The 22,590-nt window shown below is 65.9% G+C and carries 28 protein-coding genes; 8 read left to right on the top strand and 20 right to left on the bottom strand.

The features are described from left to right. Positions 1 to 57: 57 nt before the first annotated feature. Positions 58 to 522 (top strand): DUF4864 domain-containing protein, encoded by a 465-nt coding sequence (locus ACOOFO_RS06010; RefSeq protein ID WP_420428939.1) that lies wholly within the window; start codon positions 58 to 60, stop codon positions 520 to 522. Here the strand turns inward: ACOOFO_RS06010 and ACOOFO_RS06005 are convergent. After that, positions 519 to 1,670: a PrpF domain-containing protein gene (locus ACOOFO_RS06005; RefSeq protein WP_420428937.1), complete on the bottom strand. Its 1,152-nt coding sequence runs from the start codon at positions 1,668 to 1,670 to the stop codon at positions 519 to 521. The genes ACOOFO_RS06010 and ACOOFO_RS06005 overlap by 4 nt on opposite strands. 113 nt (positions 1,671 to 1,783) lie before the next feature. Between ACOOFO_RS06005 and ACOOFO_RS06000 the strand changes: the two genes are divergently transcribed. The 3 genes from ACOOFO_RS06000 (at position 1,784) to ACOOFO_RS05990 (ending at position 4,732) form a co-directional block, all read left to right on the top strand. Beyond that, complete coding sequence (locus ACOOFO_RS06000) at positions 1,784 to 2,647, top strand: class I SAM-dependent methyltransferase (RefSeq protein ID WP_420428935.1); 864 nt, start codon at positions 1,784 to 1,786, stop codon at positions 2,645 to 2,647. Positions 2,648 to 2,675: 28 nt separating this feature from the next. After that, a complete protein-coding gene (locus ACOOFO_RS05995) occupies positions 2,676 to 3,140 on the top strand; it encodes a C40 family peptidase (protein ID WP_420428933.1) in 465 nt (154 codons plus the stop codon). Positions 3,141 to 3,364: 224 nt separating this feature from the next. Beyond that, positions 3,365 to 4,732 carry a cytochrome P450 gene (locus ACOOFO_RS05990; RefSeq protein WP_420428931.1) on the top strand — a complete coding sequence of 456 codons (1,368 nt, stop codon included), beginning with the start codon at positions 3,365 to 3,367 and terminating at the stop codon, positions 4,730 to 4,732. Positions 4,733 to 4,785: 53 nt separating this feature from the next. Here ACOOFO_RS05990 and ACOOFO_RS05985 read toward each other — a convergent pair whose 3' ends face one another. After that, entirely contained in the window at positions 4,786 to 5,802 is a 1,017-nt protein-coding gene (locus ACOOFO_RS05985; protein WP_420428929.1) for a hypothetical protein, read from the bottom strand. A gap of 134 nt (positions 5,803 to 5,936) precedes the next feature. Continuing rightward, the gene (locus ACOOFO_RS05980) at positions 5,937 to 6,140 is read right to left on the bottom strand and encodes a cold-shock protein (protein ID WP_420429662.1); all 204 of its coding nucleotides are present in this window, start codon (positions 6,138 to 6,140) and stop codon (positions 5,937 to 5,939) included. 259 nt (positions 6,141 to 6,399) lie between these two features. On the opposite strand from ACOOFO_RS05980, the gene ACOOFO_RS05975 reads away from it, so the two are divergent. Together ACOOFO_RS05975 and ACOOFO_RS05970 are read left to right on the top strand one after the other, a co-directional pair. Next, positions 6,400 to 7,455 carry a saccharopine dehydrogenase family protein gene (locus tag ACOOFO_RS05975; protein WP_420428927.1) on the top strand — a complete coding sequence of 352 codons (1,056 nt, stop codon included), beginning with the start codon at positions 6,400 to 6,402 and terminating at the stop codon, positions 7,453 to 7,455. After that, positions 7,452 to 8,180, top strand: a complete 729-nt coding sequence (locus ACOOFO_RS05970) for an esterase/lipase family protein (RefSeq protein WP_420428925.1) — start codon at positions 7,452 to 7,454, stop codon at positions 8,178 to 8,180. The genes ACOOFO_RS05975 and ACOOFO_RS05970 overlap by 4 nt, the downstream gene beginning before the upstream one ends. Positions 8,181 to 8,197: 17 nt before the next feature. On the opposite strand, the gene ACOOFO_RS05965 is transcribed toward ACOOFO_RS05970, so the two are convergent. Genes ACOOFO_RS05965 through ACOOFO_RS05955 form a run of 3 tightly spaced genes read right to left on the bottom strand, consistent with a single transcriptional unit; the run spans position 8,198 to position 11,015 of the window. Continuing rightward, entirely contained in the window at positions 8,198 to 9,442 is a 1,245-nt protein-coding gene (locus tag ACOOFO_RS05965; protein WP_420428923.1) for an RsmB/NOP family class I SAM-dependent RNA methyltransferase, read from the bottom strand. Next, positions 9,439 to 10,431: a tRNA dihydrouridine synthase DusB gene (gene dusB, locus ACOOFO_RS05960; RefSeq protein ID WP_420429660.1), complete on the bottom strand. Its 993-nt coding sequence runs from the start codon at positions 10,429 to 10,431 to the stop codon at positions 9,439 to 9,441. Before dusB ends, ACOOFO_RS05965 begins: the two co-directional genes overlap by 4 nt. Positions 10,432 to 10,439: 8 nt before the next feature. Further along, the gene (locus tag ACOOFO_RS05955) at positions 10,440 to 11,015 is read right to left on the bottom strand and encodes a hypothetical protein (protein WP_420428921.1); all 576 of its coding nucleotides are present in this window, start codon (positions 11,013 to 11,015) and stop codon (positions 10,440 to 10,442) included. A 106-nt stretch (positions 11,016 to 11,121) separates the two neighbouring features. Here ACOOFO_RS05955 and ACOOFO_RS05950 point away from each other — a divergent pair, with 106 nt between their 5' ends. Together ACOOFO_RS05950 and ACOOFO_RS05945 are read left to right on the top strand one after the other, a co-directional pair. Beyond that, positions 11,122 to 11,397, top strand: coding sequence for a hypothetical protein (locus ACOOFO_RS05950; protein ID WP_420428920.1), 276 nt, complete (start codon positions 11,122 to 11,124; stop codon positions 11,395 to 11,397). Positions 11,398 to 11,420: 23 nt separating this feature from the next. Next, the gene (locus tag ACOOFO_RS05945; protein ID WP_420428918.1) at positions 11,421 to 12,377 is read left to right on the top strand and encodes a hypothetical protein; all 957 of its coding nucleotides are present in this window, start codon (positions 11,421 to 11,423) and stop codon (positions 12,375 to 12,377) included. Here ACOOFO_RS05945 and ACOOFO_RS05940 read toward each other — a convergent pair. From ACOOFO_RS05940 to rpsM, 14 genes are all read right to left on the bottom strand, one after another. Continuing rightward, entirely contained in the window at positions 12,374 to 13,681 is a 1,308-nt protein-coding gene (locus tag ACOOFO_RS05940) for an MFS transporter (protein WP_420428916.1), read from the bottom strand. The genes ACOOFO_RS05945 and ACOOFO_RS05940 overlap by 4 nt on opposite strands. A gap of 111 nt (positions 13,682 to 13,792) precedes the next feature. Continuing rightward, a complete protein-coding gene (locus tag ACOOFO_RS05935; RefSeq protein ID WP_420428914.1) occupies positions 13,793 to 14,392 on the bottom strand; it encodes a YceI family protein in 600 nt (199 codons plus the stop codon). 47 nt (positions 14,393 to 14,439) lie between these two features. Further along, positions 14,440 to 15,027, bottom strand: coding sequence for a YceI family protein (locus tag ACOOFO_RS05930; protein ID WP_420428912.1), 588 nt, complete (start codon positions 15,025 to 15,027; stop codon positions 14,440 to 14,442). Next, positions 15,024 to 15,608, bottom strand: coding sequence for a cytochrome b (locus tag ACOOFO_RS05925; protein ID WP_420428910.1), 585 nt, complete (start codon positions 15,606 to 15,608; stop codon positions 15,024 to 15,026). Before ACOOFO_RS05925 ends, ACOOFO_RS05930 begins: the two co-directional genes overlap by 4 nt. 97 nt (positions 15,609 to 15,705) lie before the next feature. Next, on the bottom strand, positions 15,706 to 16,176 hold the full coding sequence (gene rlmH, locus ACOOFO_RS05920; protein WP_420428908.1) for a 23S rRNA (pseudouridine(1915)-N(3))-methyltransferase RlmH: 471 nt from the start codon (positions 16,174 to 16,176) through the stop codon (positions 15,706 to 15,708). A gap of 7 nt (positions 16,177 to 16,183) precedes the next feature. After that, positions 16,184 to 16,546: a ribosome silencing factor gene (gene rsfS, locus ACOOFO_RS05915; RefSeq protein ID WP_420428906.1), complete on the bottom strand. Its 363-nt coding sequence runs from the start codon at positions 16,544 to 16,546 to the stop codon at positions 16,184 to 16,186. A gap of 1 nt (position 16,547) precedes the next feature. Continuing rightward, positions 16,548 to 17,177: a nicotinate-nucleotide adenylyltransferase gene (gene nadD, locus ACOOFO_RS05910; RefSeq protein WP_420428904.1), complete on the bottom strand. Its 630-nt coding sequence runs from the start codon at positions 17,175 to 17,177 to the stop codon at positions 16,548 to 16,550. 29 nt (positions 17,178 to 17,206) lie between these two features. Then, complete coding sequence (locus ACOOFO_RS05905; protein ID WP_420428902.1) at positions 17,207 to 18,502, bottom strand: glutamate-5-semialdehyde dehydrogenase; 1,296 nt, start codon at positions 18,500 to 18,502, stop codon at positions 17,207 to 17,209. Further along, the gene (gene holA / locus ACOOFO_RS05900) at positions 18,490 to 19,533 is read right to left on the bottom strand and encodes a DNA polymerase III subunit delta (RefSeq protein WP_420428900.1); all 1,044 of its coding nucleotides are present in this window, start codon (positions 19,531 to 19,533) and stop codon (positions 18,490 to 18,492) included. Before holA ends, ACOOFO_RS05905 begins: the two co-directional genes overlap by 13 nt. Before the next feature lie 107 nt (positions 19,534 to 19,640). Beyond that, complete coding sequence (gene rplQ, locus ACOOFO_RS05895; RefSeq protein WP_420428898.1) at positions 19,641 to 20,057, bottom strand: 50S ribosomal protein L17; 417 nt, start codon at positions 20,055 to 20,057, stop codon at positions 19,641 to 19,643. A gap of 34 nt (positions 20,058 to 20,091) precedes the next feature. After that, a complete protein-coding gene (locus tag ACOOFO_RS05890) occupies positions 20,092 to 21,069 on the bottom strand; it encodes a DNA-directed RNA polymerase subunit alpha (RefSeq protein WP_420428896.1) in 978 nt (325 codons plus the stop codon). A 75-nt stretch (positions 21,070 to 21,144) separates the two neighbouring features. Then, on the bottom strand, positions 21,145 to 21,768 hold the full coding sequence (gene rpsD, locus ACOOFO_RS05885) for a 30S ribosomal protein S4 (RefSeq protein ID WP_223057262.1): 624 nt from the start codon (positions 21,766 to 21,768) through the stop codon (positions 21,145 to 21,147). Positions 21,769 to 21,782: 14 nt separating this feature from the next. Next, entirely contained in the window at positions 21,783 to 22,178 is a 396-nt protein-coding gene (gene rpsK, locus ACOOFO_RS05880) for a 30S ribosomal protein S11 (RefSeq protein ID WP_223057263.1), read from the bottom strand. Between the two features lie 22 nt (positions 22,179 to 22,200). Then, positions 22,201 to 22,566 (bottom strand): 30S ribosomal protein S13, encoded by a 366-nt coding sequence (gene rpsM, locus ACOOFO_RS05875; protein ID WP_223057264.1) that lies wholly within the window; start codon positions 22,564 to 22,566, stop codon positions 22,201 to 22,203. Positions 22,567 to 22,590: the final 24 nt, after the last annotated feature.

Here is a 22,590-nt window from a genome sequence, read left to right as displayed (position 1 = left end):
AGCGGTCTGAGCGCGGTTTACTCTGCAATCAGGTTTCGGGCCAGGAGGTCTCCGACGATGTTCCGTTTTCTTGCCCCCGCATTGCTGGTCCTTGGGCTCGCCGGCACCTCCCCGGCGTTCGCACAGATCAGTCCGGCCACCGGCCCCGATCCGGAGCTTTCACCAGGCGATGTGGTTCGGGCGCAGCTCGCCGGCTTCCGCGCCGACAGCGACGCGGGGATCGCGCAGGCCTTCGCTTTTGCTTCGCCGCGCAATCGCTCCGTCACCGGTCCGGTTCAGCGCTTCAGCAAGATGATCCGGGCAGGCTACGGCGAGCTGCTCGGCCATCGCAGCGCCAGTCTTGCCGAGTTGCGCCAGGACGAGGCACACACCTACCAGGGCGTTGAAATCACCGCCGCGGATGGCCGCACGCACCTCTACGTCTTCATCCTGTCGCGCTATGACCTGCCCAATTGCGACAATTGCTGGATGACCGATGGCGTCGCCAAGCGCCCGGCCAATCCGGACGCGCAATCGCTCTAGCCAGCATTGACCAGACCGCGCATCAGCCAACGGGCGGTGCGCTGGAAGCCGCCGCTGACAACCCGCCATCCTAGTGCGGTATCGTGGCTTACATCGGCATGGACGGACAGCACGCCGGAGGGCATCCCTAGGCGGAGCTGAGCATCCTGACTCGGATGCATGCAGTCTGCTACCACCGTGTCGGGCAGCATGGCCGCAGCCGCTGTGCACAGGGCTACCGTCAGCGGTACCGCCCGATGCGGCTGTCCACTGGCGATGACCCGTACGCTGCCGTCCATCGCATTGGCCTCCAGGGTGCCGCCATCGAGTGTGGTTGCTGCTGTGGGTGGAGAGACCACCACCAGATACGGAATCATGCGCTCCGCCTCTGCCTGGGCACGATCGGCAGCAATTCCCATGCGCACGGCCGCCTCCGCGCGCAGCGCGAGCAAGCGCTCCATCAGTGACTGATCGGCAGCAATGGCATCGGGATGCGCATCGCCACGCAAGCCAACATCCGTATCCCGTACGAAGACGCAGGCATTGCCGGCGTCGACGCAGGATATCGGCGTCCCATCATCCGCCGTATCGCGATGCCTGCCGGTGGGGAAGAGCGCGCCTGTGATGGCGCCTCCCGGATCGAGAAAGTCGAGCGCGATGGCCGCGCCGGGCCCGCTGACCCCCGGTATGACGCAGTCGCCGTGCGGGTCGCGGGCGCCGTCGCGCAGCGGCACGCGGGCGTGGATCAAGCGCCCGGTATTGGTGTTGTAGATGCGTACCCGCGCATGCTTGCCGGTGGTGGACACCCATCCCTCGTCGACCGCGAAGGCCGCCACGGCCGCCACCATGTTGCCGCAGTTGCCGCGGCTTTCGACGCGCGCCACTTCGATGCGCACCTGCAGAAAGGTGTAGTCGACATCGGCGTCCTCCCGTTGCGAGGGTGCGACCACGCACACCTTGGAAGTGGAGGAACTGCCGCTGCCCATGCCGTTCAACTGGCGGCCGAAACCGTCCGGGCTTCCCAGGGCGTTCAGCAGCAGGGCGTCGCGCGTCTTCGGCTCCGCGGGCAGATCGGCGGCCTTGATGACCAATCCGCGGCTGGTGCCACCGCGCATGAAGACCGCCGGCAGCGTTGCGGCGGCGACGGAAGCAGGAGTGACTCGATGCATGAAGGCCCTACCCAAACAGTGTGCAGACGGACGGAACACAAGACGCACATGATCGCGAGAACGCTGCACACGCGCTATGGTCGGATGCGCATTGACGCTAAAGGAGCCCACCCATGCTGCATCGGCTCACCGCGAAGACCCTCGCCTGCCTGCTGATGGCAGGCATCCCAGCCATGATCGCCAGCGCCCAGGACAGCGCCGACATCAAGGGCCTCGTGCAAGAGGCGATGGCGGGCGATCATCGCAGCGAGGCGCACCGCGCACGCGACGACGCTCGCCACCCTGCTGAGACACTCGCCTTCATGGGGTGGCGCCCCGGCATGACCGTCGTCGAAGTCTGGCCCAGTACAGGCTGGTACACGGAAATCCTGGCGCCGATCACGCGCGAGGACGGCATCTTCTACGCCGCCAACTTCGCCCCCACTGCCGACCGCACACCGGGCTGGCGCAAACGCCAGCACAAACGCTACATGGAAAAGCTGGAGCGGCAGCCGGGCGTCTACAACCATGTGGTGGCAACGCCGCTGGCGATCCCCGAGCGCACGACCATCGCCCCGCCGGGTAGTGCCGACATGGTGCTCACCTTCCGCAACGTCCATAACTGGATGAAGGGCGGTTACGCGCCCGCCATGTTCGACGCCATGGCGCGCGCACTGCGGCCCGGCGGCGTCCTGGGCGTGGTCGAGCACCGCGCCCCATCAGGCACCAGCGTCGCCCGCATGAAGGCAACCGGCTACGTCACCGAGCGACACGTCATTGCCCTGGCCCAGTCCGCGGGGCTGTCGCTGGAGGCGCGCAGCGAGATCAACGCCAATCCACGTGATGACCACGACCACCCCGCCGGCGTATGGACGCTGCCGCCCACTCTGCGCCATTGCGGACAGGTCTTGGATAACATGCGCAGGGACTGCAAGGCCCGCTACCAGGCCATTGGAGAATCCGACCGCATGACGCTGCGTTTCCGCAAGACACCCTGACCATGACCGTCACTGAGGCTCCCTTGGCATGAAGCGGGCGCTCGGCCTGCTGTTGCTCTGTGCGAGCCTGTTCGGCTGCGCGACCATGGCGCCCGCGCCGCCCGAGCCGAGTGCGCGGCAACTCGAACTGCATCAACGCATCCTGCAGGAGACGCTGGCGCAACTGGGCCGGCCCTACACCTATGGGGGTGCCGACAGCGACGGATTCGACTGCAGCGGGCTGGCGCATCACGTCTATGCCGACGCCGGCGTCCAGCTTCCGCGCACCGCAGCGCAACAACGCGCCCAGGGCCGCGCCATCCCGCGCGAGGATCTGCTGCCTGGCGATCTGCTCTTCTATCGCATTGACGGCGGCGACCACGTGGTGGTCTACATCGGTGACGGCCGCGGCGTCCACGCCCCGCGTCCGGGCAAGACCGTCACCATCGCCGAGGTCGACCGTCCTTGGTGGGAGCAGCGGCTGCACAGCGCGCGGCGACTGCTGACGCCCTGATGCGCTGATGCGCTGAACATCACCACACCCATCCCTGCTGCCGCTGCTGCCCGCACCGCCGCACTGCTCCCCCACCCATAGTGCCTGCGAGCCGCGCTGGCTCCGTTGCATGGCATCTCGTCCAAACAGCTGACGACGGGATGGATGGCGACTGGATACCGTGGCGACCCTCATGGCCGGCGCGGTCGGCACGACAACGCGACCGGCAAGCAGCGAGGTGCAATGTGAATACGATCAGCGAGGCGACCGCCACCCAGTCCACACCGCATGTGCGGGAATGGCCGCTGCTGGGCAGCATTCCCGGCATGGCCAGCGATCCACTGCGCTACCTGCTGAAGTGCTATCGGCAATATGGCTCAGTGTTCAAGATCCACGTGCTGGGCAACGAATACACCGTGCTCGCCGGCGCCGATGCCGCCAATTTCATGAATTCGCGCGACGGCAAGGAATGCCTGCGTTCACGCGAGTTCTGGGAGGGCCTGGTCAAGGAGTACGACGCCAAGAGTGCGCTGCCCGGCGTGGATGGTGAGGAGCACTCCGAACTGCGCAAGGTGCTGCGTCGCGGATATTCCCGGGAGTCGATCAAGGGCCGCTACAACGAACTGGTGGACATCACCGACCGCGCCATCGCGCGCGACTGGAAGCCGGGCAGCACCGTGCCGGTACTCGAGTCCTTCCAGTTCATGGTCACTGATCAGCTGGGCATCATGATCACCGGCAATGCGCCGCTGGAGTATGTGGCCGACATCCGCATCATGATCCTCTACATCCTGAACTGCCTGGTCACGCGTCAGCGCCCGGAGTTCCTGATGCGGCTGAATCCGCGCTACCGCAAGGCCAAGCAGCGCGTCTTCGAGCTGGGTGACCAGATGAAGGCCGACTACCTGAGCGGCGACCGGCATACCGAGCACCGTACCCTGGTCGACGACATCATGGAGACGCACCGCGACAACCCGGAGTTGATGCCCGCCAAGAATCTGCGCCTGCATCTGACTGCGCCCTATGTGGCCGGCCTGGACACCGTGGCCAATACCACCGCTGCCTGTGTCTACACGGTGCTCAAGCACCCCGAGGTGCATGCACGCGTCCAGAGCGAGATCGACGCCTTCTTCGCCGACGATGCGCCCATCGAGGAAGCGCGGCTGATGCAGCGTCTGCCGGCCTTGAACGGTGCCATCATGGAGACCATGCGGCTCTACCCGATTGCACCCGCCCAGATGCGCACGGCCAACCGGGATTTCGTGTTCGATGGCCACCAGATCCGGGAGGGCGACACCCTCTATCTGGCCAGCACCATCACGCACCTGATGGAGGAGTACTTCCCACAGCCGGAGCACTTCGATATCGATCGCTATGCCCCGCCGCGCGAAGAGCACAAGCAATCCGGCGTCTACTCCCCCTATGGTCGCGGCGCGCACACCTGCCTCGGCAAATCGCTGGCCGAGATCCAGTTGCTGCTCACCATGGCGCGCATCTTCTACAAGCTGGATCTGGCGCTGCCCTCGCCCGACTACCAATTGAAGACCAAGACCGCGCCCACGCCCGGCCCTGCGCGCAGCTTCAGCGTGCAGGTCAAGGGCTACCGCCACTAGCGCAGACCGGCGGCTCCCACAGGGAGGCCGCCGGCCCCGTCGGGGGACGCGTCCTAATCGTCGAGGATGGCCAGTGCCGCCTCGGATTGGTAGAAGGGTTCGAGCTGGCGGCGGATGGCTGGCTCGAGCAGCTTTTTCTTCTTCAGCAGTTTCACCACGGGTTGGGTGAAACGACTGATCTCGCGGCGCAGCAGATCGGCATCCAGACCGAAATCGCCGACGAGCTCGGCCAGGCTGTGCTCGCCGAAGTGGGCGTAGTAGGCATCGATCCCCTCTTCCACCAGCTGCTGCACGTAGGGCGTCTTGCGCAGGTGGTGGATGCCGTCGTAGGCAATGGCGGCCCAGTCCGCGGCATCATCGCCATTGACACCATCGAGCACCTCCGACACCGGAATGTCCGACGCCTGCCGCCATAGCGCATCGGCGCCGCGTCGCAGGTCCTCGTCCTTGACGCCGAGCAGATAGGCCTCGCCGATCTCGGCGCTGGCGTCGACGCTCTTGTCGATGTAGTCGCGCAGGCGCTTGTCGAGTTCGGCATCGATCCCGGGCCGCGCCCGATTGAGCATGGAGCGGCCGAAAGCCAGGGCGCGCTTGGCGCCGGGCACGGTATCGGTCAGCGGATTGTTGGTCACCCAGCCCTGGATACCGTGATAGAGCAGGTCGGCGACGAAACCGCGGTAGGCCTTGCTCTGCAGCAGGGAGCCCACGATCTCCTCGCGCAGCGTGCGCATGGCGATGGCCTTGTCGCGTGCCGCTTCGAAGACCTCCGCATCGACCAATTCGCCGATGCGCGCATCCGCATGCGCCTCGCTGTCCACCACCGCCCGTGCAATGTCCTGAACCGTCGCGCGCAGTCGGTCGTCGATCTCCAGCTCCGCCATCAAGTTCACGACGCAGTACTTCAGCTGCTTCGCCGGCACCGCCTCCTTGAGCTTGAGGCGGGATGCGTCTTCCAGCGTGGCGCGCACAGTGGCTTCCAGCCATTCCTCGAATCCCTTGCCCGAAAGCTGTTCCACCACATGTGCCACATGCGCGTCCAGCAGGCGCTGTGCGCGCTCCTTGCCAGCCATGTCTCCCCCTTGATTCATTGATTGTAGGTACCGACCACGGAGCATAGCGCGCTCGCGGCCGCCACAAAAAACCCCGGCACGGGGGCCGGGGCTTGAATGCGGCGCCTGAGCGCCGTTGGCGTCTGTGAATCCGACTAGAGACCGCGAATCTGTGCGGCCTGCAGGCCCTTCGGCCCTTCGCGGATCTCGAATTCGACTTTCTGCCCTTCCTTCAGAGAGCGGAAGCCCGAGCCCTGGATTTCCTTGTAATGCGCGAACAGGTCTTGACCGCCCCCTTCGGGCGTAATGAAGCCGTAGCCTTTCGCATCGTTGAACCACTTCACCGTGCCGGTGGACACATTCGACATACAACCATCCTCGATCACTGAACCGCGTAGACATGCAGGACGACCCTGCGCCGGCTGTCCCCGCACACGCCGACATCTCTCAGTGCGCCACCGCCCCGAAAACCACGAACGCCAACACACAACGCACGAATGAAGGGACGACTCGTACCCTACCGCCGCCCGCGGGCCGTGTCGACACGCCCAAGCGGCCCAAGAAGGCCGAAGGCGTATCCTGCGCTGCATAACGAATGACATACACAGGGGAGCAACCATGCAATGGATGATCTACGGCGCCAACGGCTATACCGGGGAGCTGATCGCACGAGAGGCTGTGGCCGCGGGCGCGCAACCGATTCTGGCGGGACGCAGCGAAGAAAAAATCGCTCCGCTGGCCAAGGAACTGGGGCTCAGCCATCGCGTCTTCGGACTGGATGACGCGGCGCAAGTGGCTGGCAAGCTCAGCGACGTCGGTCTGGTACTGCATTGTGCCGGCCCCTTTTCGGCGACCAGCGCGCCTATGATCGAAGGCTGCCTCGCCGCCGGCGCCCACTACCTGGATATCAGCGGCGAGATTCAAGTCTTCGAACACGCCCACGCCCAGGCAGTGCGCGCGGCCGAAGCCGGCATCGTCATCTGCCCCGGTGTGGGCTTTGACGTCATTCCCACCGACTGCGTCGCGGTGACGTTGAAACAGGCGCTGCCCGATGCCACGCACCTTGCGCTCGGCTTCGATTCCCGCTCCGGCTTTTCTCCGGGCACAGCGAAAACCTCGGTGGAAGGGCTGGCCGATGGCGGGCGCGTACGCCGCAACGGCGAGATCACGCGCGTACCGCTGGCCTGGCGCACACGCACCATCGACTTCGGTGACGGCGACAAGCTGGCCATGACCATTCCCTGGGGCGATGTCTCCACCGCTTTCTACAGCACGGGCATCGGCAATATCGAGGTCTATCTGCCCGGCTCGCCGCGTCTGATCAAGCAGGCGCGACGCGCCAACTACGTGCGCTGGCTGCTCGGCCTCGCGCCGATCCAGCGCATGCTCAAGCGGCGGGTGGAACGCAGCGTGCGCGGGCCGGATGCGGAAACGCGGGCCCGGCAGCCGACCTACGTCTGGGGCGAGGCGCGCAATGCGGCCGGGCGTACCGTCACCGCGCGGGTGCGCACTGCCAACGGCTACAGCCTGACCGTTTCCGGCGCGCTGGCCATCAGCCGGTACCTGATGGAGAATTCGGTGGAAGGCGGCGCCTATACGCCCGCCATGCTGCTCGGCCCGCAATTGGTGGAACAGCTCCCCGACAGTACGCCCATCACGGTGAGCGAAGCATGAGTGTGATCCCCGAAGACATTGCCACCCGCAACCCCGCACCGCCCTCCAAGCGCCTGCTGCTTGCGGAGCTGCGCGCGCTGGCCGAATGGCCGCGCGCGGTAGTGTGGCTGCCCACGCGCCACCTGCCCCGTGGCGACGGCCATCCAGTCCTGGTGCTGCCCGGCTTCGGCGCCAGTGACCGCGCCACCGCACCGCTGCGCCGGGCGCTGCAACGCCTCGACTACCGTGTGGAGGGCTGGGGCCAGGGACGCAATCTGGGTATGCGCCGCGAGATCGGCCAGGCGCTGAGCGCACGCATCGAGGCCCTGCACGCCGAGCACGGCGCCGTCAGCCTGATTGGCTGGAGTCTGGGGGGCGTCTTCGCGCGCGAGCTGGCACGCGGCCAACCGCAGCGTGTCCGGCGGGTGATCACGCTGGGCAGTCCGATTAGCCATCACCCCAAGGCGAACAATATGGAGCGCCTGTTCCAGCTCGCCAATCCGCGCCACAACGGCGAGGTCGACTGGGATGCCTTCACCCGCCGCGAAGCGCCGCCGCCGGTGGCCTGTACCGCGATCTACACCGAAAGCGACGGCGTGGTGGCCGCGCGCTGCTGTCGCGAAATGCCGGCACCGCATACCGAGAATGTGCGCGTCCGCGGCAGCCATATCGGCCTGCCCGCCAACCCGGCCGTGCTCGAGGTCATCGCCACGCGTCTGATGCAGCCCCCTCGCGCACAGACCTAGCGCGCAACAGCGCCTTGCTAGCGCTCCCGCACCAGGCGCAGCGCACAGAAGCCATCACAGGCGCTGACATCCGGCAGGGTGCGGAGCCAGGGATCGCTGTCGCTGGCCGGTGGTACTGACAGGATGCGCGCCGCCTCGACCACGGAGAAAGCGGAATGGTTGGCGAGAAATCGCGCCACGACCGCGTCGTTCTCCTGCGGGAGAAAGCTGCAGGTGGCGTAGACCAGCCGACCACCGCGCCGCACGGCACGCGCCGCCTGTTCGAGAATGGCGAGCTGCTGCCGCGCCAGGGCATCCAGATCCACCGCGCGCAATACCTGCTCGGGATGCCGGCGCAGGGTGCCGCTGCCCGAGCAGGGCGCGTCGACCAGCACCGCGTCAAAACCACCCTCCGGCAGCAATGCCGGGTCCAGTCGGCCATCTCGTGACAGGCTTGCCGTGGAAATGCTGCCCACGCCGAGGCGTTGCGCGCGCGCCTCGATGCGCGACAGCCGGGCGGCATCGGTATCGAGGGCGAGGATCGTGCCGCGGTCGTCCTGGTCGGCGGCCAGCGCCAACGCCTTGCCGCCCGCGCCGGCGCACCAGTCCGCAATCTGCTCGCCCGGCCGCGCCTCTACCAGCGCACAGATCCACTGGCTGCCGACATCCTGAGGCTCGATCCATCCCTGGCGCCAGGCAGCGGTCTGCTGCAGGGGCTGGCGCTGCGACAGACGCAGCGCCAGTGTGGCATCGGGAACCCGGTCCACCGCGACGCCCTCGGGCCGCAAGGCCTGCAGCGCCTGCTCGGGCGTGCAGCGCAGGCGGTTGACGCGCAGATCCACCCCCGCCTGGCCGGCCATCGCTTCTGCAATGGCATCGCAGCGGGCTGCCGAAAAATGCGCTTCGGCCGCTTCGTTCAGCCAGGGCGGCCAGTTGCGCGCCGTGGCGGTCGTTGCCGCCATGGGCGGCGGTGGCTCGGGCAGACCGAAGCGGCGGAGCTGCTCGGCCTCGGCCGCATAGTCGTCGACCAGCAAGGCACTGAGCCAGGCGGCCGGTTCGTCACCAGCGCGCGCGCGCAGCTGGCAGACCTGGCGCAGTACCCCGTAGACCAGCGCGGCCAGCCATCGGCGGTCCTTGGCACCCAGCTTGCGGTTGCCGCGCACCTGCCGCGCCAGTGCGCGATCCGCGGCGGCGCCATCTTCCGCCACCTCGGCCAGCACCTGCAGCGCCAGCTTGACCTGGGCGCGGTGCAATCCGCGCAGGGCGGGCGTTGTGGGGATCATGCCACTGCCGCCCATCCATCCAGACCGAAGCCCTCGGCCAGCAGTGCCCGTTGCACAGATGCCTCCTGCACCTGACAGACGCGCGCCCACAGGGTCGCGCCTTCTGCATGTACTTCGCAGTACCAACGGATGTGCTTGCGCGCAATGCGTACGCCCGCCTCGGGGCCATAGAGGGCGTGAATGGCCTCGACATGCTCGAGCAGCCAGCGGCCCACCTGGCGGGTATCGGGTGCCGCCGGCGCCGGCGCGCCGCGCAGACCGGCCGCCAGTTCGCGGAAGATCCAGGGCCGCCCCTGGGCGGCGCGTCCGATCATCAGGCCATCGGCGCCGGTGTGCGCAAGGACCTGCCGCGCCTTGTCGATGCTGTCGATATCGCCGTTGGCGATGACGGGAATGCCCACCGCCTGCTTCACCGCCGCGATGGTGTCGAATTCCGCCGCACCGCGATAGGCATCGGCGCGGGTCCGACCGTGCACGCTGACCATGCGGACGCCACAGTCTTCCGCAATGCGTGCAATCCGCACCGCATTGCGTTGACCGGGTGCCGGCCCCGTGCGCATTTTCAGCGTCACGGGAACGGTGACGGCGCGCGCCACCGCCGACAGGATGCGCGCGACCAGACGTTCATCGCGCATCAGCGCGCTGCCCGCTTCGCGGCGGCAGACCTTCTTGGCCGGACAACCCATGTTGATATCGATGATCTGGGCACCGTGGGCGACGTTGTACTGCGCCGCCCGCGTCAGCATCTCCGGCTCCGCACCGACGATCTGGGCCGCAATGGGCGCCGACTCGCCCTCGTGATCGCGCCGCGCGCGCGACTTCGGCGTCGCGCGCAGGCGCGGATCGCTGTGCGTCATCTCGGAAAAGCACAGCCCGGCACCCTGGCGGCGGCACAGAATGCGAAAGCAGCGGTCGGTAACACCCGCCATCGGCGCCAGCAGCAGGGGCGTCTCGATACGATGCGGCCCGATGAACAGCGGCGGCGGCATTGCGGCACTCATGGGTGATGCTGGTCCGTGCCATCGCCGGCGTCGCTGAGCAGGGCGTCCATGGCCTCAATCAGCCGCGTCACCAGTTCGCCGAAAAAGAGCGACAGCACCATGCCCCCCACGGTGAGCGCCCATAACAGGCGCGATTCACGCGCGCCCTCGGTGTCGGCCAGCAGTTGCGCCGACAGCACGAAGAACGCCACCGCCAGCAACAGCGTAGCCAGCAGCACACCCACAGTCTGGTAGACGGCGCGACGCACGCTATGCACGGAGCTGCTGGGTTGGTCGAGATCGGACAGATGCCGCCAGTAGAAGCGGCCAATGCGGAGCACCACTGCCGACAGATACACGCCGGCACAGAGCAGCGCGAAGGCGCCCACCCACGGTGTCAGCACGCGCAACCAGCTCACCGGCGCGAAGCTCCACAGTGCGATGGTCGCGATCAGCATCAGCGGCAGGATGCGCGTGACGCGCACCGCCGGCTGCGAGCTGGCGGGCTTATCGAGAATCCGGGCCTCCGCTGCCTGCAGCCGCTGGCGCAAGGCACGGCGCGCGCGGGGGGACGCGGAGGGGGAGTCGCGCATGGGTACTCGCGGAAAGTGGTGGGAGCCAACGGCAGATTCGCTATTTTCGCCGATCTTGGCGCCGCAGTGTGGTGCGGCTGGACGCAGTGCGGGCGCGGAGCGCGCAGTGCAGATCGGCCTTGGACAGGCACGCCTTGGCAGCGACAGCGCAGTAGCCTCTTGGTACACACCCTGGAGTCTGCAGATGACCGTCTCCGAAGCCATGCGGCTTGCCGCCGAACACAGCTGCGACATGGAGTGGGATGCCGAACACAGGCAATGGCGCATCGGCGCGATATCCTATGATGCCGACGCCTGCTCGCTGGATGCGAGCACCCTCGCCCGGATTGACGCCGATACCTTTGTCGATGTCTTCATTCCGGATCGCGAGGATCTGCGCTGACCACTCGCTCCCCGCCTCCGCCGATGCCGCAAGACACTGAAGAGACCGTACACCCCCACGACTTTGCCGCTGAACTGGCGCGCCAGGTCTATGCCGATCTCACCGGTGTACTCACCGGCGCCGATGACAAGGACGCCTTCGCCGTGACCGCCGAGGGCGGCGCCGAAGGTCGTAGCCGCGCGCTGTGGTTGCTGTTGCGCGCTGCCCTTGCGGCGCACCGCGCCCTGCACTTTGGCCTCGGCAGCGAATTCGCGGAACCGCACAGCGAGGATGTCCTCGATGCGCTGTCCATGCTGGTTCCGGAATTGGCCGCGAGCGCCGACCACGCCACCTGGCACGAGCAGGGTGAACGGCTGGCCGCTTCCATCAGTGCCTCGGAGGGCGATCGCGAGGCCTTGCACCAGGCCTTGGCGCGTGCCATCTATCGCCTGTACGACGGCCTGCGCCGCAAGGACGAAGTGCAGGGCGGGCGCGGGCTGGTCGAACTGCGCACGATGCTGGCGCACATCGATGCCGCGGCTCAGCTCGGCGCCGCCGGGCCGCTGTCTACGGTGGTGCGACCAGACCGCTTCCACGACGACTTCTTGCGCTACGTGGAGGTCGCCCAGAACCATGCCGCCGACGCCCAGCAGGCGGTGGCCACGCTGCAGCGCGACGGCCGCATCACCGCCATCGTCACGCAGGATGTACACCCGGTGGAGCAGGCGCGCGAAACCCTGGCCGAAGATCAGTACGCCGAACGCCTGCGCATCGAGGCCCTGCTCGACTTCCTCAGTGCGCTACGTCGCAGCGCCGAGAACGATCCGCTGCTGCGCGCCTGCAGCGAGAACGAAACCGCCTTCACCGCGCTGGTGACCGCGGCGGCAACCACCCCTGTGCGTGGGCAGGTGGGCTTCGAATATGCGGCGCTGGCTCAGATCACGCGCTACAACCTGCGCCTGCTGCAATCCGCCGCAGCCCAACAAGGCCGCGCTCACTAGGCGCTGACGTCTCTGATCTCGGCTGCATCCGGCAGCTGCCAGGCCAGCACCGCACCGACTGCCGACAGGACCGCCACCCCCAGCACCGGCGCAATGGGGGTCGCCAAGGCCAACAGACCCAGACCACTGAGGGCAAGCGCCACCACACCGGACACCGTATTGCTGAAGGCGCTGGCGGTCATACGCGCCGCATCCTGGGCGTGGTCCACCACCCAGGTCTTGCGCCCGAGCCGAACGCCGGCCTCGGCGATCCCCAGCAGCAGAAAGGGCACGGCAAAGGCCCACGCCGGTGTCGCCGCCACACTGGCCAGCAGCGCCAGCATCAGCGTCGACAGCAGGCCGCAGGCACCGGCCGCGGCCAATACCCGCTGCGCGCCACGATCCGCCATGCCACCCCACAGGCGACTGCTGAGCACGTCGGCCAGGGCCAAGGCGGCGAGCAGCAAGCCCAGCAGCCCGACCCCGCCGCGACCCTCGGCAAGCAGTACGTAGAGCGGCGCCGCCAACTCCACTGCCAGCAAACAGCAGCGCGCCAGCAGAAAGCGGCGGTAGATCGGCTGCCCAACCGTCATCTGCCATCCGGCCCGACTCTCTGCCAGCGGGTTGCGCCCACCCTGGGTGGCACCGGCGTGCTCGCGAATGGCCGCGAAGGCCAGACTGGCGAGCAGCCAGAGCGCGCCGCCGGCCAGCAGCAGGCCTAACAGAACGGTTTGGTCCTGCGCCGCCCCACTGAGCTGCAGTGCAAGCCCACAGCCCAGTGCGAGCAGGCCGCCCACCAGGGCGCGGTTGGCGAGCAGACCGCCTCGCACGCCCTTGCTGACCGTCTTGGCAGTGACATCCTGAAAGGCCACGGAGGCAGTGCCGCTGGCCAGGGAGAAAAGCACCAGCAACAGCAAGACACCAGCGGCGAGCACCGCTCCGTCGCTAAAGGCCAGCAGCAGCGCCATCAGCAGGAGGCAGAGGGCCTGCGTCATCCCGGCCGCGCACCAGAAGGCCTTGCGGCGCGGGCGCGCGCGGAGCTGCCCTGCCACCGCCAACTGCGGCAGCAGGCTGGCGGCCTGCTTGATGGGCATCAGCGCGGCCACCACCATCGCGGGCGCGCCGGCGCTGGTCAGAATCCAGGGCAATACCAACCTTGGGCCCGCGACCTGCTCCGCCAACTTGCTGGCGGCACCATTGAGCACATTCAGCAGGTAATTGCGAGGCGCGTGGCGGCAGGCGCTGTCCGGAATGGCTGCGCAGATGCGGTCGGCATCATCATCGCCGCTGAGCAGCTCATAGCTGCGGGGGACGGCTGCGCTCACCGCGCCCCGCCCCAGCTCGCACTACTGCGCCGCAGCGCAGACTGCGCAGCCATCATTGCAGGCAAGGGATGGCCGACAGCGGCCATCCCCGTACCAGGATGCAGGGACAGACTAGGCGCCCTCGCCGTCTTCCTGCGGAATCAGTGCTTCGACTTCGATGCTCAGACGCACATCGTCGCCCACCGCCGGAACGTAGGCGTCCATGCCGAAATCACTGCGCTTGATGTGGGTGATGGCATTCCCGCCGCAGGCAGGCACGCGTGCCATGGGATGCGCATCGAGGCAGTTGAAGTGCGTGAATTGCAGAGTCACCGGCCGGGTCACGCCGAGCAAGGTGAGATCACCACTGACCGCGAGCACCTTGCCATCGGTGACGGTGAACTGATCGCCGACGAAGCGCACTTCTGGATGCTTTTCGGCATGGAAGAATTCATCCGTCTGCAGATGCTGGTCCAGTTTTTCCACGCCGGTGTTGGCGGAGGCGACCTGTACGCGAATATCCACCTTGCCAGTACCCGCCTCACGGTCATAGACGATGGAACCATCCACGTCATCGAAGCGGCCTGTGAAGTGGCTCAGGCCCAGATGCATGATCTCGAAGTGCACGAAGGTGTGCGTGGGGTCGATCTTGAAATTCGCGGGTGCCGCAAGGGCTTGGGGCGCAGCGCTGACGGCGGCGGCACACAGCAGGGAAGTGATGAAGCGACGCATGGAAAGATCCTCCTCGTTGGCTCGGTTGGGTAAGGGCGCCCTGGGGTTCAGGGAAGGGCGCCGTACAGCGAAAACTGGATGCGCACGTCGTTGGCAACGACGTCGAAGTCCCCCCATGCACCGCCACCGACGTTGAAGGTGGCGCGCTGGATGGTGAAACCGCCCTGGATATGGCGGCCAGCGTCGGTGTCCTCCATGGTGAAATCCACCGTTACCGGCTCGCTGTGGTCGCGAATACGCAGGCTGCCCTGGGCACGCCACTGCTGTGCGTCGATGCGCTCGACCGAAGCGGATTCGAAGACCGCGGTCGGGAACTGTTCTACCGCCAGCCAGTTCTTGCGCTTGACCTCCTTGTCGGTGTCGTCATGGCCGGTATCGATGGAGGCGGTTTCCACAACCACGCGCGCGGAACTGTTGGCCGGCGTCTCCGTATCTAGCTGGATATCGGCAGACCACTCCGAAAAACCACCCTTGACGGTCACGCCCATCTGCGTGGCCGCGAAGCCGACGTCGCTGCGTGCCTTGTCGATGACCAGTGGCGTCTGGGCGTGCGCTGCGGCATTGGCCAACAACGCGAACAGCGATACCGAGAGAAGTCGGAATGCCAGGGTTGAGGGGCGCGTGCGAACGCTCATGAGGAAGGATCTCCTGTGCGGGGACGGATGGGCAGCATGCGCCACAGCAAGCCGTCTCGATCAATGAATTGGTGCTTCAGCGCAGCGGCCACATGCAACACGATGAGCGCCAGCAGGGTCTTGTTGAGCACGGAATGCAGCACGGCCAGCCGATCACCCAGAACCTCGTTCTTGACGAGCAGATCAGGCAGCGGGACCACGCCGAAGACTACCGTCTGGAAGCCCATCGCCGAACTCATCAGCCAGCCGGTGACCGGGATCAGTACCAACAGCAGATAGAGTCCGGCGTGCGTGACATGCGCGGCGCGGCGCTGCCAAGGGGGCGTCGAGGCCGGCAGTGCGGGCGGACGTCGCCACCAGCGCCAGAGCAGGCGGAGCAATACCAGCAGCCAGATGCAGACGCCCAACCATTTGTGCCAGCTATACATCTTGAGCTGCAGGGGCGAGAAGGCGAGTTCGACCATGATGAAGCCGAGCACGAAGGAACCCACCAGCCCGAATGCCGTCAGCCAGTGCAGGCCTTGGGCGACCAGGCCGTAACGTGCCGCGCTGGATCGCGAATGCTTCGTTGGGTTGTCCATTAAGATGCAGGCTACGGTCCGCCGCGACGGCGAACAAGCGGAGGGATTCGCTGTTGCACTTCAATATAGTTGAAGTGCTGTTAGGTGATGTATCCCGCTATTCGCGATGGTAGGGGTGGCCGCTACTCAGACTCCAGGCCCGGTACAGCGCCTCGACCAGGACCACGCGGGCCAGCGCATGCGGCAGCGTCAGCGGACTGAGCGCTACGCTTGGGTCGCCACTGGCACGCAGGGCCGGCTCCAGGCCGTCCGCCCCGCCGATGAGCATGCTGACGTCCTGCCCCTCGCCCATCCATGCTTCCAGGGCCTGCGCCCATTGGCGCGTTGTCCATGGCTTGCCGTGCTCATCGAGGACAACGACCCTGGATCCGGGCAGCATCTTGGCGCGCATGCGTGTCGCCTCATTGCGCATGATGCGCGCGGTGTCGGGCTTCTTGCTACGCGGCTCGGCGGCCACCGCCTGCACCTCCACCTGGCACTCGCGTGGCATGCGGCGCGTGAAATCCTGTACCGCCGTCTCCGCCCAGTCCGGCAAGCGGGTACCAACAGCGATGACGCGGATGCGCACGACCGACTCAGCCGTTGCTGCGGGCGCCCTCGCCGTTGTCAGCCTGGTGATCCGGAAGATCCCACAGCTTCTCCAGCTGGTAGAGGGCGCGCGTCTGGGCCTGCATGATGTGCACGACGACGTCGCCGAGGTCCACCAGCACCCATTCGGCGCGCGTCATCCCTTCGACACCGCGCGGCTGTACCCCCGCCTTCTTGGCATCTTCCACCACCCGCTGCGCAAGCGACTGCACATGGCGACTGGAGGTGCCGGTGCACAGCACCATGTCGTCGGTGATCGTGGTCAGCGGCGCCACGTGCAAGGTCTTGATCTGTTCGCCCTTCAGGTCTTCCAGGGCGTTCACGACGGTGGGTACCAGCGCTTCGGTCATATCAGGCTTGGGCCGCCAGGTCGGCAAAGTCGGTGTCTTGAAAGGTGTCCAGCACACGGTCCGGCACGAGCCCGCGCACACAGGCGCCCTCGCGCAGGCGGGCGCGAATGGTGCTGGCCGCAATATCCATCTCGGGAATCGCGATGGCGTGCCAGCAGCCGTGCCGCTGCTGCCGCAGGGTGGCGATATCCACCTGCGGATATGCGGCAACCTCGGCATGCGGCGTCAGAGCGTGCCCCGGCCGAGCAGCCACGACCAGGTGGGCGTAAGCAAACAGTTCCTGCCAGCGGTGCCAGCCATGCAGACTGTTGAAGGCATCGGCCCCGAGCAGCCAGACGCAGGTTTGATCCGGAAAGCGCTCGCGAGCGCGGCGCAGCGTGTCTACGGTATAGGACGGTCCGTCATGACGCAGCTCGTCGTCATCGGCCACCAGTCCGGGGACGTCCGCGACCGCCTGCTCCAGCCACGCGTGTCGGCGTGGGCCATCGATCCCTGGCTTGTCACGATGCGGGGGCTGGGCACAGGCCAGCAAGTGAACGGCTTCCAGGCCGAGACGCTCACGCGCCTCGATGGCAAAGCGCAGGTGGCCGTTATGTACGGGCGCAAAGGTCCCGCCGTACAGGCCAATCAATGCTGCATCACCCTGGACTCTTCACGATATCAGCGGACCTGGCCGTCGCCGTACACAATCCACTTCTCGGAGGTCAGCCCTTCCAGACCCACCGGACCGCGCGCGTGGAACTTGTCGGTACTGATGCCAATCTCGGCCCCCAGGCCATACTCAAAGCCGTCGGCGAAGCGGGTGGAGGCATTGACCATCACCGACGAGGAATCCACCTCGCGCAGGAAGCGACGCGCGGTCGTGTAGTTTTCGGTGACGATGGATTCGGTGTGCCCGGAACTGTAGCGGGCGATATGCGCCATGGCACCGTCCACGCCATCGACGACGGCAATGGACAGGGTCGGCCCCAGATACTCGGTCCGCCAATCGTCCTCGCTGGCACTGTCGATATCGGTGAGGATTGCGCAGGTGCGTTCGCAGCCACGCAACTCGATGTGATACGGCGCATAGCGCTTCTGCAGTTCCGGCAGCAGCGTGGATGCAACCGCGGCATCCACCAGCAGCGTTTCCATGGCGTTGCAGACGCCAAAGCGCTGCGTCTTGGCGTTGACGGCGATGCCAATGGCCTTGTCGTGATCGGCATCGGCGTCGATGTAGACGTGACAGATACCATCGAGATGCTTGATGACCGGCATGCGCGCATGCTCGGCGACAAAGGCCACCAGGCCCCGCCCGCCGCGCGGAATGAGCACATCGATGCAGTCGGGCATGGCCAGCATGGCGCCCACTGCGGCACGATCACTGAAGGGGACGACCTGCACCACGTCGGCGGGGAGACCGGAGGCGCGCAGCGCGCGCTGAATGACCTCGCCGATGGCGCGATTCGACGCCAGCGCCTCAGAGCCGCCGCGCAGCACGCAGGCATTCCCGCTCTTGATGCACAGAACCGCAGCGTCCGCGGTGACATTGGGGCGTGATTCAAACACGATGCCCACCACACCCAGTGGCACCCGCATACGTCCGACTTCGATGCCGGAGGGGCGTTGGGTCAGCTCCCGAATGGAGCCCACCGGGTCGGGCAAATCTGCGACCTGACGCACACCATCTGCCATCGCCCGTACGCGATCCGGGTTGAGCTCAAGGCGCTCCAGGAGTGCGCTATCCAGCTTGTGATCACGCGCAGCCTTCATATCCCTGGCATTGGCGGCCAGGATGCTGTCCTGCGCCTCGAGCAGGGCATCGGCCAGCGCATAGAGCGCCGCGTTCTTGATGCCGGTCTCGGCACGGGCGATGAAGGGCGCGGCGGCACGCGCACGCGCACCCACCGCACGGATACGGCTTTCAACGGATTGCGGAGAGGCTGAGCTATCGGCAGCCAGTGCTATATCTTGCATAAGGCTCTGGGCAGAAAACCCGGGGGGACTGCGCCACTTGCGACGCTGCACCATGTTAGCAGGTCGTCCCAGGCCGCATGGGCCTGTCCCTGCTTGGCGGCACTGTCGATGTCGGCCAGCCAGCGCAGCAGCGCCTGCACCTGCCCGGCCCGGCTGCGCCGGAGCGCAACACCCAGGTGGCGCGCGCGCGTACCGAAGACGCCACCTGCCTTCGCCGCTGCCCGCACATCACCGCTGCGCGCGAAGGCACGTTGCGCAGCGTGCCACTGTCGCAGCACGAAGGCCAAGCCGCCGGTGATGGCGGGCAGCTCCGTGCCATCGCGGCGAAGCTGACGTGCGGCGCGCAAGGCGCCGCTGGCATCGCCAGCAAAGACGCGGTCCATCAGCGAGAAGGGATCGAAACGCGCCATGTCGGCACCCAGATCCCATACCGTTTCCGCGGTGACCGGATCGGCGTCCGCGCCATGCAGCGCCTTGAGCTGGTCGATCAGCTGTGCGGCGGCCAGCAAATGACCCTCGCTGCATGCCGCGATGGCCTCCACCGCCTCCCCCTCGGCCCGAAGGCCGCGCTGCTGCAGGCGCTGACGGATCCAGCCCGGTGCCTCCTCGTTGGACACCTTCCATGCATAGACCAGCTGCGCCGTCTGCTCCAACTGCCCGAACCATTTGGTCTTTCGCGCCCGGCTGTCATGGCTGCCGGCAATGACCAGGAGCGCGACGTCCTCACCGGCATTCTGGAAGGCCTCTATCAACGCCTGTGCGGCCTTGGCATCCAGTGCACCTGGCACGCGCACCTCGAACAGACGCTGCTCGGCAAACAAGGAAGGGCTGGCGCACTCCGCGGTAAGGCGGGACCAATCGAAACCCGCGTCGGCGTGCATCTGTTCGCGCGCGCCATAACCGACGGAACGCAGCCCGCCACGGATTGCATCCGCGCCTTCCTCGATCAGGAGGGGTTCGTCCCCGGCGATGACCCAGAAGCGACCAGGCTTTCGTAAAGCACTATCGAGTTGATCGGGGCGAAGAGGCACGGTTCGGAGGTCAGAGGCTGTGCGTCGAAGAGTAGCGCAGGCCTGTCCGCTGAATGCAAAAAGCCGGCACGGAGCCGGCTTTTGCAGGACGGGAAGGCAGCGGCCGATCAGGCGTTTGCCGTCTCCGCAGGCTGCTCCGCCTCATTGTTCTGCTTGGCGGCAACCGCCTGGCGATCCACCAGCTCAATATAAGCCATCGGCGCGTTGTCACCAGGACGGAAGCCACAACGAACGATGCGCAGGTAGCCGCCCGGACGCTCGGCATGGCGCGGCCCGATCTCGTTGAACAGCTTCTGCACCATCTCGCGGTCGCGCAGACGCGAAAACACGAGACGACGATTGGCGACGCTGTCGCTCTTGGCGCGAGTAATGATGGGCTCGGCGTGACGGCGCAGTACCTTGGCACGGTGCACCGTGGTGCGAATGATTTCGTGCCGGAACAGAGCATTGGTCAGGCTCTGCAGGTTTGCGTTGTGGTGGCCGGAATGGACTCCGACCCGATTATTCACCTTTCTATGACGCATGGTATCTGCTCGTTCTCAGCGGTTAGGCGCGGTATTAGGCGGTGGTCTTGGGCGGCGACCAGTTCTCGAGCTCCATACCAAGCTCCAGATCCTTGCTGGCCAGCGCGTCCTTGATCTCGTTCAACGACTTCTTGCCCAGGTTCGGCGTCTTCATGAGCTCGGTTTCCTTGCGCTGCACGAGGTCGCCGATGTAGTAGATGCTTTCAGCCTTCAGGCAGTTGGCTGAACGTACGGTCAGCTCGAGGTCATCGATCGGACGCAGCAGCAGCGGGTTGACTTCCTTGCGCTGGCTTTCGCTGGCCTCTTCGGCCTCCGCTTCGAGGTCGACGAAGACCGACAGCTGATCACGCAGAATGCGTGCAGCGAGGCGCACGGCTTCACCGGCCTCGATACAGCCATTGGTGTCGACGTCCAGCACTAGCTTGTCGAGGTCGGTGCGCTGTTCAACACGCGCGCGCTCGACGCTATAGCTGGCACGGCGGACCGGGCTGTAGCTGGCATCCAACCGAAGCTGCCCGATGGTCGTGCCTTCATCGTCGCCGTGGCGCTGGGTCACCGGCTGATAGCCACGACCACGGGTCACGTGCAAGGTCATATCCAGCGTACCGCCGGTCAGATTGGCGATCTCCAGCTCCGGATTCACGATCTCGACATCATGGTCGAGGGTGATATCAGCAGCGGTGACCGGACCCGTACCGGACTTCTTCAGCGTCAGAGTGGCTTCGTCGCGCGCATTCAGACGCAGTGCCAGATTCTTGACGTTAAGAAGAATGTCGATGACATCTTCCTGCACCCCTTCCAGCGCGGAATATTCGTGCACGACGCCTTCGATCTGTACCTCGGTCACGGCAGCGCCGGGAATCGAGGAGAGAAGGATGCGGCGCAGTGCATTCCCCAGGGTGTGCCCGAAGCCACGCTCCATCGGCTCGAGGGACACACGCGCGCGATAGGCGCTGATGGCCTCGACATTGACGTTTCGCGGCTTAAGCAAATCGGAGACTTGACCCTGCATGGACGCGTACCACCTCGAGAATTCTTCGAATGAACCTCCCGTCGGGAGGACAGCAAAAACAGGCTTGCTGTTGCCTTACTTGGAGTAGAGCTCGACGACCAGGTTTTCGTTGATGTCCGGTAGGATCTGATCGCGTTCCGGGGCCGCCTTGAAGGTGCCCTTCAGGCCCTTTTCGTCCACCTGCACCCAGTCCGGGAAACCAACCTGCGAGGCGATCGACAGCGACTCGGTGATGCGGGATTGCTTGCGCGCCTTTTCACGCACCTCGATCACGTCACCCTCGCTGACCTGATAGGAGGGGATATTGACCGTCACGCCGTTGACACTGATCGCCTTGTGGTTGACCAGCTGGCGCGCCTCGGCGCGGGTGGCGCCAAAGCCCATGCGGTAGACAACATTGTCCAGACGGCATTCCAGCATCTGCAGCAACAGCACGCCGGTCGATCCCTTGGCCTGCTGTGCCTTCAGGTAATAATTGCGGAACTGGCGCTCAAGGACGCCGTACATCTGGCGCAGCTTCTGCTTCTCACGCAGCTGTAGCGCGTAATCCGACAGCCGCTGACGGCGACCAGCGCCTTGCTGTCCCGGCGGTGTGTCCAGCTTGCACTTGCTTTCCAGCGAGCGGCCGCGACCCTTAGTCATCAGGTCGGTGCCTGCACGGCGGGACTGCTTGCACTTCGGTCCGGTGTACTTAGCCATAGTCTTTCTCCGTCCTAGACGCGGCGACGCTTGGGCGGCCGGCAACCGTTATGCGGAATCGGCGTAACGTCCGTGATGTTGGTGATCTTGAAGCCTGCCGAGTTCAACGCACGCACCGCGGACTCACGACCCGGGCCGGGTCCATTGACGAAGACCTCCAGATTCTTGACGCCATGCTCAGCCGCACCCTGACCAGCGCGCTCGGCAGCGACCTGCGCGGCAAAGGGCGTGGACTTGCGTGAGCCGCGGAAGCCGCAGGCACCCGAGGTGCACCACGACAGGGCGTTGCCCTGGCGGTCCGAGATCAGAATGATCGTGTTGTTGAAGCTGGCGTGTACGTGCGCAACACCGTCAGTGATGTTCTTCTTGACGCGCTTGCGCTTGGAGGAGGAGGTATTCGGAGATGCCATGAATTAAGGACTCGATTTAGCTTTACTTCTTCTTGCCGGCAATCGCGCGGCGGGGTCCCTTGCGGGTACGCGCATTGGTCCGCGTACGCTGACCGCGTACCGGCAGACCACGCTTGTGACGGTTGCCGCGGTAGCAGCCGAGGTCGACAAGACGCTTGATGTTCATCGAAATTTCGCGACGGAGGTCACCCTCCACCGTGTAGGCGGCCACGGCTGTACGCAGGGCTTCCAACTCAGCCTCGGTCAATTCCTTGATTGGCTGCGCCGGGTTGACATTGGCGGCCTCGCAGATCGCGCGGGCGCGGGTGTTACCCACCCCATAAATCGACTGCAACGCGATCACCGCGTGCTTGTTCGCCGGAACATTGATGCCTGCTATACGGGCCATGCGCTTCGAACTCCTGGGAAATCA

It is taken from the genome of Algiphilus sp. (genome assembly GCF_965216485.1).
GTDB lineage: Bacteria > Pseudomonadota > Gammaproteobacteria > Nevskiales > Nevskiaceae > Algiphilus.
This window is presented reverse-complemented; position numbering and strand designations above follow the sequence as displayed.

Excerpts from the sequence above, each read along its gene's own strand:
- ACOOFO_RS06010 (WP_420428939.1), top strand. The coding sequence starts at position 58 with ATGTTCCGTTTTCTTGCCCCCGCATTGCTGGTCCTTGGGCTCGCCGGC.
- ACOOFO_RS06005 (WP_420428937.1), bottom strand. The coding sequence starts at position 1,670 with ATGCATCGAGTCACTCCTGCTTCCGTCGCCGCCGCAACGCTGCCGGCG.
- ACOOFO_RS06000 (WP_420428935.1), top strand. The coding sequence starts at position 1,784 with ATGCTGCATCGGCTCACCGCGAAGACCCTCGCCTGCCTGCTGATGGCA.
- ACOOFO_RS05995 (WP_420428933.1), top strand. The coding sequence starts at position 2,676 with ATGAAGCGGGCGCTCGGCCTGCTGTTGCTCTGTGCGAGCCTGTTCGGC.
- ACOOFO_RS05985 (WP_420428929.1), bottom strand. The coding sequence starts at position 5,802 with ATGGCTGGCAAGGAGCGCGCACAGCGCCTGCTGGACGCGCATGTGGCA.
- ACOOFO_RS05975 (WP_420428927.1), top strand. The coding sequence starts at position 6,400 with ATGCAATGGATGATCTACGGCGCCAACGGCTATACCGGGGAGCTGATC.
- ACOOFO_RS05970 (WP_420428925.1), top strand. The coding sequence starts at position 7,452 with ATGAGTGTGATCCCCGAAGACATTGCCACCCGCAACCCCGCACCGCCC.
- ACOOFO_RS05965 (WP_420428923.1), bottom strand. The coding sequence starts at position 9,442 with ATGATCCCCACAACGCCCGCCCTGCGCGGATTGCACCGCGCCCAGGTC.
- dusB (WP_420429660.1), bottom strand. The coding sequence starts at position 10,431 with ATGCCGCCGCCGCTGTTCATCGGGCCGCATCGTATCGAGACGCCCCTG.
- ACOOFO_RS05955 (WP_420428921.1), bottom strand. The coding sequence starts at position 11,015 with ATGCGCGACTCCCCCTCCGCGTCCCCCCGCGCGCGCCGTGCCTTGCGC.
- ACOOFO_RS05945 (WP_420428918.1), top strand. The coding sequence starts at position 11,421 with ATGCCGCAAGACACTGAAGAGACCGTACACCCCCACGACTTTGCCGCT.
- ACOOFO_RS05935 (WP_420428914.1), bottom strand. The coding sequence starts at position 14,392 with ATGCGTCGCTTCATCACTTCCCTGCTGTGTGCCGCCGCCGTCAGCGCT.
- ACOOFO_RS05930 (WP_420428912.1), bottom strand. The coding sequence starts at position 15,027 with ATGAGCGTTCGCACGCGCCCCTCAACCCTGGCATTCCGACTTCTCTCG.
- ACOOFO_RS05925 (WP_420428910.1), bottom strand. The coding sequence starts at position 15,608 with ATGGACAACCCAACGAAGCATTCGCGATCCAGCGCGGCACGTTACGGC.
- rsfS (WP_420428906.1), bottom strand. The coding sequence starts at position 16,546 with ATGACCGAAGCGCTGGTACCCACCGTCGTGAACGCCCTGGAAGACCTG.
- ACOOFO_RS05905 (WP_420428902.1), bottom strand. The coding sequence starts at position 18,502 with ATGCAAGATATAGCACTGGCTGCCGATAGCTCAGCCTCTCCGCAATCC.
- rplQ (WP_420428898.1), bottom strand. The coding sequence starts at position 20,057 with ATGCGTCATAGAAAGGTGAATAATCGGGTCGGAGTCCATTCCGGCCAC.
- ACOOFO_RS05890 (WP_420428896.1), bottom strand. The coding sequence starts at position 21,069 with ATGCAGGGTCAAGTCTCCGATTTGCTTAAGCCGCGAAACGTCAATGTC.
- rpsD (WP_223057262.1), bottom strand. The coding sequence starts at position 21,768 with ATGGCTAAGTACACCGGACCGAAGTGCAAGCAGTCCCGCCGTGCAGGC.
- rpsK (WP_223057263.1), bottom strand. The coding sequence starts at position 22,178 with ATGGCATCTCCGAATACCTCCTCCTCCAAGCGCAAGCGCGTCAAGAAG.
- rpsM (WP_223057264.1), bottom strand. The coding sequence starts at position 22,566 with ATGGCCCGTATAGCAGGCATCAATGTTCCGGCGAACAAGCACGCGGTG.